The organism is Streptococcus sp. HMSC076C09, from assembly GCF_001837905.1.
In the GTDB taxonomy this organism is placed as follows: Bacteria; Bacillota; Bacilli; order Lactobacillales; family Streptococcaceae; genus Streptococcus; species Streptococcus parasanguinis_I.
The window spans coordinates 40,561-48,578 of record NZ_KV834642.1; the positions used below are offsets into that span (position 1 = coordinate 40,561).

13 protein-coding genes are annotated in these 8,018 nt (G+C 39.0%); all 13 read left to right on the forward strand.

Annotation, left to right across the window (positions count from 1 at the left end):
• The first annotated feature begins 23 nt into the window (after positions 1 to 23).
• The 13 genes from rplR to HMPREF2704_RS05595 all read left to right on the forward strand — a co-directional run bounded on the left by rplR (position 24) and on the right by HMPREF2704_RS05595 (position 7,905).
• Positions 24 to 380 (forward strand): 50S ribosomal protein L18, encoded by a 357-nt coding sequence (gene rplR / locus HMPREF2704_RS05540; protein WP_003010871.1) that lies wholly within the window; start codon positions 24 to 26, stop codon positions 378 to 380.
• 17 nt (positions 381 to 397) lie between these two features.
• Entirely contained in the window at positions 398 to 892 is a 495-nt protein-coding gene (rpsE, locus tag HMPREF2704_RS05545; RefSeq protein ID WP_003009617.1) for a 30S ribosomal protein S5, read from the forward strand.
• A 14-nt stretch (positions 893 to 906) separates the two neighbouring features.
• Entirely contained in the window at positions 907 to 1,089 is a 183-nt protein-coding gene (gene rpmD / locus HMPREF2704_RS05550) for a 50S ribosomal protein L30 (protein WP_002894509.1), read from the forward strand.
• Between the two features lie 145 nt (positions 1,090 to 1,234).
• A complete protein-coding gene (rplO, locus tag HMPREF2704_RS05555; protein ID WP_003002405.1) occupies positions 1,235 to 1,675 on the forward strand; it encodes a 50S ribosomal protein L15 in 441 nt (146 codons plus the stop codon).
• Positions 1,676 to 1,687: 12 nt separating this feature from the next.
• On the forward strand, positions 1,688 to 2,998 hold the full coding sequence (gene secY / locus HMPREF2704_RS05560; protein ID WP_023920186.1) for a preprotein translocase subunit SecY: 1,311 nt from the start codon (positions 1,688 to 1,690) through the stop codon (positions 2,996 to 2,998).
• Between the two features lie 96 nt (positions 2,999 to 3,094).
• Positions 3,095 to 3,733 (forward strand): adenylate kinase, encoded by a 639-nt coding sequence (locus HMPREF2704_RS05565; RefSeq protein WP_021154254.1) that lies wholly within the window; start codon positions 3,095 to 3,097, stop codon positions 3,731 to 3,733.
• Between the two features lie 116 nt (positions 3,734 to 3,849).
• Positions 3,850 to 4,068 (forward strand): translation initiation factor IF-1, encoded by a 219-nt coding sequence (gene infA / locus HMPREF2704_RS05570; RefSeq protein WP_001029883.1) that lies wholly within the window; start codon positions 3,850 to 3,852, stop codon positions 4,066 to 4,068.
• Between the two features lie 23 nt (positions 4,069 to 4,091).
• On the forward strand, positions 4,092 to 4,208 hold the full coding sequence (rpmJ, locus tag HMPREF2704_RS10825; RefSeq protein ID WP_001808836.1) for a 50S ribosomal protein L36: 117 nt from the start codon (positions 4,092 to 4,094) through the stop codon (positions 4,206 to 4,208).
• 17 nt (positions 4,209 to 4,225) lie between these two features.
• Positions 4,226 to 4,591, forward strand: coding sequence for a 30S ribosomal protein S13 (gene rpsM, locus HMPREF2704_RS05575; RefSeq protein WP_003009631.1), 366 nt, complete (start codon positions 4,226 to 4,228; stop codon positions 4,589 to 4,591).
• 23 nt (positions 4,592 to 4,614) lie between these two features.
• The gene (gene rpsK / locus HMPREF2704_RS05580) at positions 4,615 to 4,998 is read left to right on the forward strand and encodes a 30S ribosomal protein S11 (protein ID WP_003002390.1); all 384 of its coding nucleotides are present in this window, start codon (positions 4,615 to 4,617) and stop codon (positions 4,996 to 4,998) included.
• Positions 4,999 to 5,043: 45 nt separating this feature from the next.
• On the forward strand, positions 5,044 to 5,982 hold the full coding sequence (locus tag HMPREF2704_RS05585) for a DNA-directed RNA polymerase subunit alpha (RefSeq protein WP_003009635.1): 939 nt from the start codon (positions 5,044 to 5,046) through the stop codon (positions 5,980 to 5,982).
• A gap of 11 nt (positions 5,983 to 5,993) precedes the next feature.
• Positions 5,994 to 6,380 (forward strand): 50S ribosomal protein L17, encoded by a 387-nt coding sequence (gene rplQ / locus HMPREF2704_RS05590; protein WP_003002399.1) that lies wholly within the window; start codon positions 5,994 to 5,996, stop codon positions 6,378 to 6,380.
• Between the two features lie 253 nt (positions 6,381 to 6,633).
• Positions 6,634 to 7,905, forward strand: coding sequence for a glutamate-cysteine ligase family protein (locus tag HMPREF2704_RS05595; RefSeq protein WP_070845931.1), 1,272 nt, complete (start codon positions 6,634 to 6,636; stop codon positions 7,903 to 7,905).
• The last annotated feature ends 113 nt before the right edge of the window (positions 7,906 to 8,018 follow it).

Below are 8,018 nucleotides of genomic sequence, written 5' to 3' on the forward strand. Positions count from 1 at the left end.
TTTAAAATTAAGAGGTGAAAATTGTGATTTCGAAACCAGATAAAAACAAAATCCGTCAAAAACGCCACCGTCGCGTTCGCGGAAAACTCTCTGGAACTGCTGATCGCCCACGTTTGAACGTATTCCGTTCTAATACAGGCATCTACGCTCAAGTAATTGATGACGTAGCGGGTGTAACGCTCGCAAGCGCTTCAACTCTTGACAAAGAAGTTTCAAAAGGAACTAAAACTGAACAAGCCGTTGTTGTCGGCAAACTTGTTGCTGAACGTGCAGTTGCTAAAGGTATTTCTGAAGTGGTGTTCGACCGCGGTGGATATCTATATCACGGACGTGTTAAAGCTTTGGCTGATGCAGCTCGTGAAAACGGATTGAAATTCTAATAGGAGGACACTAGAAAATGGCATTTAAAGATAATGCAGTTGAACTTGAAGAACGCGTAGTTGCCATCAACCGTGTAACAAAAGTTGTTAAAGGTGGACGTCGTCTTCGTTTTGCAGCTCTTGTAGTTGTTGGTGACCGTAATGGCCGTGTTGGATTTGGTACTGGTAAAGCTCAAGAAGTTCCAGAAGCAATCCGTAAGGCTGTTGAAGATGCTAAGAAAAACTTGATCGAAGTTCCTATGGTTGGAACAACAATTCCACACGAAGTAACATCAGTATTTGGTGGAGCTCGTGTATTGTTGAAACCAGCTATCGAAGGGGCTGGGGTTGCTGCAGGTGGAGCAGTTCGTGCCGTTGTCGAATTGGCAGGTATTGCAGATGTTACATCTAAATCACTTGGATCAAACACTCCAATCAACATCGTTCGTGCAACTGTTAACGGTTTGGCACAATTGAAACGTGCTGATGAAGTTGCTGCCCTTCGTGGTATTTCAGTTTCTGACTTGGCTTAAGAAAGGAGATTCAAATGGCTCAAATTAAAATTACTTTGACTAAGTCTCCAATCGGACGCATCCCGTCACAACGTAAAACTGTTGTAGCACTTGGACTTGGCAAATTGAACAGCTCTGTTATTAAAGAAGATAACCCAGCAGTACGTGGTATGATCACTGCTGTATCTCACTTGGTAACAGTTGAAGAAGTAAAATAATCTATTTAAAATAGAAACAAAGTTTTCAGGGGTATGAGAGATTCTCATCCCCTAAAACTAAATATAAGTATAGGCGAGTTTGTAGTTAGGACACCTTTTCCTGATTACATGCGTTAGCAATTTACAAAAGAGGAGAAAATAAATAATGAAACTTCATGAATTACAACCTGCTACAGGTTCACGTAAAGTCCGCAACCGTGTTGGTCGTGGTACTTCATCTGGTAATGGTAAAACTTCTGGCCGTGGTCAAAAAGGTCAAAAAGCTCGTAGCGGTGGCGGTGTACGTCTTGGTTTTGAAGGTGGACAAACTCCATTGTTCCGTCGTCTTCCAAAACGTGGATTTACAAACATCAACGCTAAAGAATATGCTATTGTGAACCTTGATCAATTGAACGCCTTTGAAGATGGTGCTGAAGTAACTCCAGTAGTACTTGTAGAATCAGGAATTGTAAAAGCTGAAAAATCAGGTATCAAAATTCTTGGTAACGGAGAATTGACTAAGAAGTTGACTGTTAAAGCAGCTAAATTCTCTAAATCAGCTGAAGAAGCTATCACTGCTAAAGGTGGTTCAGTTGAAGTCATCTAAGTGAGGTGACCTATGTTTTTTAAATTATTAAAAGATGCATTTAAGGTGAAACAAGTACGGTCGAAGATTTTATTTACGATCTTCATCATTCTTGTTTTCCGCATTGGGACCACGATTACAGTGCCTGGTGTAAATGCGAAAATTCTGAACAACCTTCAAGATGTGTCCTTCTTGAACATGCTCAGTTTGGTTTCTGGGAATGCCATGAGGAACTTCTCAGTTTTCGCATTAGGGGTTAGCCCATACATTACAGCTTCGATCGTCGTGCAACTTTTGCAAATGGATCTGTTGCCTAAGTTTGTTGAATGGGGCAAACAAGGGGAAGTTGGTCGAAGAAAGCTCAACCAAGCAACACGCTATATTTCTTTGGTTCTAGCCTTTGTTCAATCCATCGGGATTACAGCCACCTTCCACACTTTGTCTCAGGCGAAATTAGTCGCAACTCCAAATACCAAGACCTATCTATTAATCGGTGCGATTCTGACGACCGGTTCCATGATTGTGACTTGGCTTGGAGAACAAATCACAGATAAAGGGTACGGTAATGGTGTTTCAATGATTATCTTTGCAGGGATTGTGTCATCAATTCCTGAGATGATTAAAGAAATCTATGAAAATGCATTTGTGAATGTTCGTTCTGGTCAAATGACCAATTCCCTCATTTTTGTTGGGGTATTAATCCTTGCTGTCTTGGTTATTGTTTACTTTACAACCTTTGTGGAGCAAGCACAATACAAGATTCCAATCCAATATACAAAGATTGCACAAGGAGCTCCATCAAGTTCTTACCTACCTTTGAAAGTAAACCCAGCAGGAGTTATTCCTGTCATCTTCGCTAGTTCGATTACAGCAGCGCCTGCTGCAATTTTCCAAGTGATTAGCGCTATGGGTTACAATGCAGGATGGGTGAAAACAGCTCAAGCCATGTTGGCTACAAACACACCAACTGGTGTGGCAATGTATGCCTTATTGATCATTCTCTTCACCTTCTTCTACACGTTTGTTCAGATCAATCCTGAAAAAACGGCAGAAAACCTTCAAAAGAGTGGTGCCTATATCCCAGGCGTCCGCCCTGGTAAGGGGACAGAAGAGTTTATGTCTCGTTTGCTACGTCGTTTAGCAAGCGTCGGATCAGTATTCCTTGGCTTTATTACCATCATTCCAATCCTGGCTCGAGATTTATTTGGTTTGACAGATGCAGTGGCTCTTGGAGGAACTAGTTTGTTAATCATTATTTCAACAGGTATTGAGGGAATGAAACAATTAGAAGGCTACTTATTAAAACGTAAGTATGTCGGATTTATGGACACAACAACAGAATAGAATAAGGTTGACTTTGTCAGCCTTCTATTTTGTTTTTAAATGGAAATAGGAATTCGCTCCTGCTTCCATTTAAAAACAAAATAAGGAGAATTCATCATGAATCTTTTAATTATGGGGTTGCCTGGAGCAGGTAAAGGAACTCAAGCAGCTAAAATCGTTGAAGAATTTCACGTAGCGCATATCTCCACTGGAGATATGTTCCGCGCAGCGATGGCTAACCAAACTGAAATGGGTGTGCTTGCAAAATCATACATTGATAAAGGTGAGTTGGTACCAGATGAAGTAACCAATGGAATTGTAAAAGAACGCCTTGCTCAAGATGATATTAAAGAAACAGGTTTCTTGTTAGACGGATATCCACGTACCATTGAGCAAGCTCATGCTTTAGATAAAACATTGGCTGAACTTGGTATTGAGCTTGAAGGTGTTATCAACATCGAAGTAAATCCAGACAGTCTTTTAGAGCGTTTGAGCGGACGTATCATTCATCGTCAAACTGGAGAAACTTTCCATAAAGTATTCAATCCACCAGTTGATTACAAAGAGGAAGATTACTACCAACGTGAAGATGATAAACCTGAGACAGTAAAACGTCGTTTGGATGTTAATATTGCCCAAGGTGAACCAATCATTGAATTTTATCGTTCAAAAGGACTCGTACATGACATCCAAGGGAACCAAGATATCAATGATGTATTTTCAGACATTGAAAAAGTCTTGTCAAATTTGAAATAAAAGCGTTTTTCATGCTTGCAATATTGGACAACTAGTGTTACAATTAGTTAGTCTGACTTATAATTGTTACCTCTGTGCTCAGAGGAATGAATCGAAATTTATGGAGGTACTTTTGCGTGGCAAAAGACGATGTGATTGAAGTAGAAGGCAAAGTAGTCGATACAATGCCGAATGCTATGTTTACGGTTGAACTTGAAAATGGACATCAGATTTTAGCAACAGTTTCTGGTAAAATTCGTAAAAACTATATTCGTATTTTAGCGGGAGATCGTGTTACAGTGGAGATGAGTCCGTACGATTTGACACGTGGACGTATCACATACCGCTTTAAATAATCGAAAAACTTGGAGGGATAAAAATGAAAGTAAGACCATCGGTCAAACCAATTTGCGAATACTGTAAAGTAATTCGTCGTAATGGTCGTGTTATGGTAATTTGCCCAGCAAATCCAAAACACAAACAACGTCAAGGATAAGATAGAAAGGAGAAAACATGGCTCGTATTGCTGGAGTTGACATTCCAAATGACAAACGTGTAGTAATTTCATTGACTTATGTGTACGGTATCGGACTTCCAACATCTAAGAAAATCCTTGCTGCTGCAGGCGTTTCTGAAGATATTCGTGTTCGCGATCTTACACCAGATCAAGAAGATGCTATCCGTCGTGAAGTTGACGCAATCAAAGTTGAAGGTGACCTTCGTCGTGAAGTAAACTTGAACATCAAACGCTTGATGGAAATCGGTTCATACCGTGGTATCCGTCACCGTCGTGGACTTCCAGTTCGTGGACAAAACACTAAAAACAATGCTCGCACTCGTAAAGGTAAAGCTGTTGCGATTGCAGGTAAGAAAAAATAAAATAAAATAAGGAGGTAAAAATCTTGGCTAAACCAACACGTAAACGTCGTGTGAAAAAGAATATCGAATCTGGTATTGCTCATATTCACGCTACATTTAACAACACAATTGTTATGATTACTGATGTGCATGGTAACGCAATCGCTTGGTCATCTGCAGGTGCACTTGGATTTAAAGGTTCTCGTAAATCTACACCATTTGCTGCTCAAATGGCATCAGAAGCTGCTGCAAAAGCTGCTCAAGAACACGGACTTAAATCTGTTGAAGTAACTGTTAAAGGTCCCGGTTCAGGTCGTGAGTCTGCTATTCGTGCACTTGCTGCTGCTGGTCTTGAAGTAACTGCAATCCGCGATGTAACTCCTGTACCACACAATGGTGCTCGTCCTCCAAAACGTCGCCGTGTATAATCATCAACAATTACACAGCTTTTCGTTTAAGAGGGAGTATAGCAAATGATTGAGTTTGAAAAACCAAATATAACAAAAATTGATGAAAACAAAGATTATGGCGTGTTTGTCGTAGAACCACTTGAACGTGGCTATGGTACAACACTTGGAAACTCACTTCGTCGTGTACTTCTGGCTTCACTTCCAGGTGCAGCTGTCACTTCAATCAACATTGAAGGTGTACTCCACGAATTTGATACCGTTCCAGGAGTCCGTGAAGACGTTATGCAAATTATTCTTAACGTTAAAGGAATCGCCGTTAAATCTTACGTCCAAGACGAAAAGATTATTGAACTTGATGTAGAAGGACCTGCAGAAGTAACTGCCGGAGACATTCTTACTGATAGTGACATCGAAATTGTAAACCCTGATCATTATCTATTTACAATCGGAGAAGGAGCATCTTTGAAAGCAACGCTTACTGTAAACAGTGGACGTGGCTATGTTCCAGCTGATCAAAACAAAAAAGATGATGCACCAGTGGGAACACTTGCTGTAGATTCAATCTATACGCCAGTGACTAAAGTCAATTACCAAGTTGAACCAGCACGCGTTGGTAGCAACGATGGCTTTGACAAGCTAACCCTTGAAATTTTGACAAATGGGACAATCATTCCAGAAGATGCCTTAGGTTTGTCTGCTCGTATTTTGACAGAACACCTAAATCTATTCACAAACTTAACTGAAATTGCTATTGCAACAGATGTTATGAAGGAAGTGGATACAACTTCTGATGATCGCATTTTAGAACGTACGATCGAAGAATTAGATCTTTCAGTTCGTTCATATAACTGTTTGAAACGTGCTGGCATTAATACTGTTTACGATTTGACTGAAAAATCAGAAGCAGAAATGATGAAAGTTCGTAACTTGGGACGTAAGAGTCTTGAAGAAGTTAAAATCAAACTTGCCGACTTAGGCCTTGGGTTAAAAAACGATAAATAGAGGAGGAATACATGGCTTACCGTAAACTAGGACGCACTAGCTCACAACGTAAAGCAATGCTTCGCGATTTGACTACAGATCTTATCATCAATGAAGCAATTGTTACAACTGAAGCACGTGCGAAAGAAATCCGTAAATCAGTTGAAAAAATGATTACTTTGGGTAAACGTGGTGATTTGCATGCACGTCGTCAAGCTGCTGCATTCGTACGTAACGAAGTTGCATCACAAAACTTTGATGAAGAAACAGGTAAATACTCAGAAACAACTGCACTTCAAAAATTGTTCTCTGAATTAGCACCTCGTTATGCTGAGCGCAATGGTGGATATACTCGTATCCTTAAAACTGAACCACGTCGTGGTGATGCTGCGCCAATGGCTATCATCGAATTGGTATAATATCATCAATTTTGTTGAGTGTTATGATGATGGAATACACTGTTATTCTTAGTCTAGCTCTGGTCTACCGCTGGGGATTTTCCCCAGCGGGAACACTCATCATATTGAATGAATGGTAGACGCTTGTTTACGAAATTGCTTTAATTTAAAACAATTTCGTAAGCAGGCGTTTTGTCTTGTTTTCGTGAGTAGTCGAGAATAGCAAAAAATGATATAATGGAACCCATATCTCCAATAGAAGAAAAAGGATTCAATGACAAAACAACAAGCAATTAAATTACTAAAAGAGAAGTACCTTAGTAATATGAAAGAGGATTCGGAACTCTTTGTCGGAGTTGAATTAGAGTTTCCGATTGTAGAAACAAATGGAAACAAAACAAATATAGAGGTGACGAAAAATCTTTTTCGAACCTTAGCCAACTTATCAGATTTTGAAGTTGAAAAAATAGATGACGATCAAAATCCAATTCAATTAGTTCACTGCTCTTCTAAAGATCGTATTCTATTCGAGTTGAGTTACAATACAATTGAATTTGCATTTGAGAGAGCTCGTTCTATAAATGAGGTGGCCAAACGTTTTGAGGCCTATTTGAAGATTATTCAACCGATTTTGAAAGAAAATAATCACGAAATCCAAGGGCACGGAATCCATCCTCTGTGGCAAGAAAATGATAATAGCCCAGTGAAAATCGAACGATACAAGATGTTAATGGCTTTCCTTGCAATGAATGGCACTGGGATGAAGACACACTCCTATCCTTCGTACGGAGCATTTATATGCGGAAACCAGGTTCAATTGGATGTAAGGCGCGATAATTTTATTCGCATCATTAATGCATTTAATAAAATTGAAGCAGCAAAAGCATATTTGTTTTCTAACTCAGAATTTTCAGCAGAAGCTTGGGATACAAAAATTGCCAGAGATATTTTTTGGGAAGAATCCTTACATGGTTATTATAAGGAAAATGTAGGGATTTATCCTAAAGACTACCAAAGCGAGGAAGAGTTTTTTAATAATCTCGCTAGAACGGCTATTTTTACGGTAACTAGAGAGGGAAAATCTTATTATTTTAAACCAATTCGAGTCGAGGACTATCTAGATCAAAAAGAAATTACAGCCTATACGGCTGATGGAAATGAGAAGATCATTAAGCCTGTAAAAGAAGATCTAAAACAACATCGAAGTTACCAATTTCAAGATTTAACTGCTCGTGGGACTGTGGAATTTAGAAGTGTTTGTACGCAACCGTTAGAAACCACTTTTGCCCCGATTGCCTTTGAGTTGGGCTTGTTTGTAGAATTAGAAAAACTGGAAAACTATTTAGAAGATTCTTCATTTTTTAAAAATGAAGAACAGGACTATCGAAAACTTAGAAAGAAATATTCAAAGAAAATTCTAAGTAAAGAAGAAAAAGAAGCGATCCAATCCTTTTCAAAAGATCTTCTAGACATAGCTAGAGCGGGTTTAATGAAAAGAGGCTACGGGGAAGAAAAATTTCTCATCATTAACAAAGAACTAGACTAATAGAAAAGCCTTATTACAGGCTTTTCTTTGTTGCTTTCAAAAAAACTTTCAAAAAAATAAAATTTTTTGAGAAAAAGTATTGACAGTAAGGGTAGGTCATGATATACTAATAT

Excerpts from the sequence above, each read along its gene's own strand:
- rpmD (WP_002894509.1), top strand. The coding sequence starts at position 907 with ATGGCTCAAATTAAAATTACTTTGACTAAGTCTCCAATCGGACGCATC.
- rplO (WP_003002405.1), top strand. The coding sequence starts at position 1,235 with ATGAAACTTCATGAATTACAACCTGCTACAGGTTCACGTAAAGTCCGC.
- HMPREF2704_RS05585 (WP_003009635.1), top strand. The coding sequence starts at position 5,044 with ATGATTGAGTTTGAAAAACCAAATATAACAAAAATTGATGAAAACAAA.
- rpsM (WP_003009631.1), top strand. The coding sequence starts at position 4,226 with ATGGCTCGTATTGCTGGAGTTGACATTCCAAATGACAAACGTGTAGTA.
- rpsE (WP_003009617.1), top strand. The coding sequence starts at position 398 with ATGGCATTTAAAGATAATGCAGTTGAACTTGAAGAACGCGTAGTTGCC.
- HMPREF2704_RS05595 (WP_070845931.1), top strand. The coding sequence starts at position 6,634 with ATGACAAAACAACAAGCAATTAAATTACTAAAAGAGAAGTACCTTAGT.
- HMPREF2704_RS05565 (WP_021154254.1), top strand. The coding sequence starts at position 3,095 with ATGAATCTTTTAATTATGGGGTTGCCTGGAGCAGGTAAAGGAACTCAA.
- secY (WP_023920186.1), top strand. The coding sequence starts at position 1,688 with ATGTTTTTTAAATTATTAAAAGATGCATTTAAGGTGAAACAAGTACGG.
- rplQ (WP_003002399.1), top strand. The coding sequence starts at position 5,994 with ATGGCTTACCGTAAACTAGGACGCACTAGCTCACAACGTAAAGCAATG.
- rpmJ (WP_001808836.1), top strand. The coding sequence starts at position 4,092 with ATGAAAGTAAGACCATCGGTCAAACCAATTTGCGAATACTGTAAAGTA.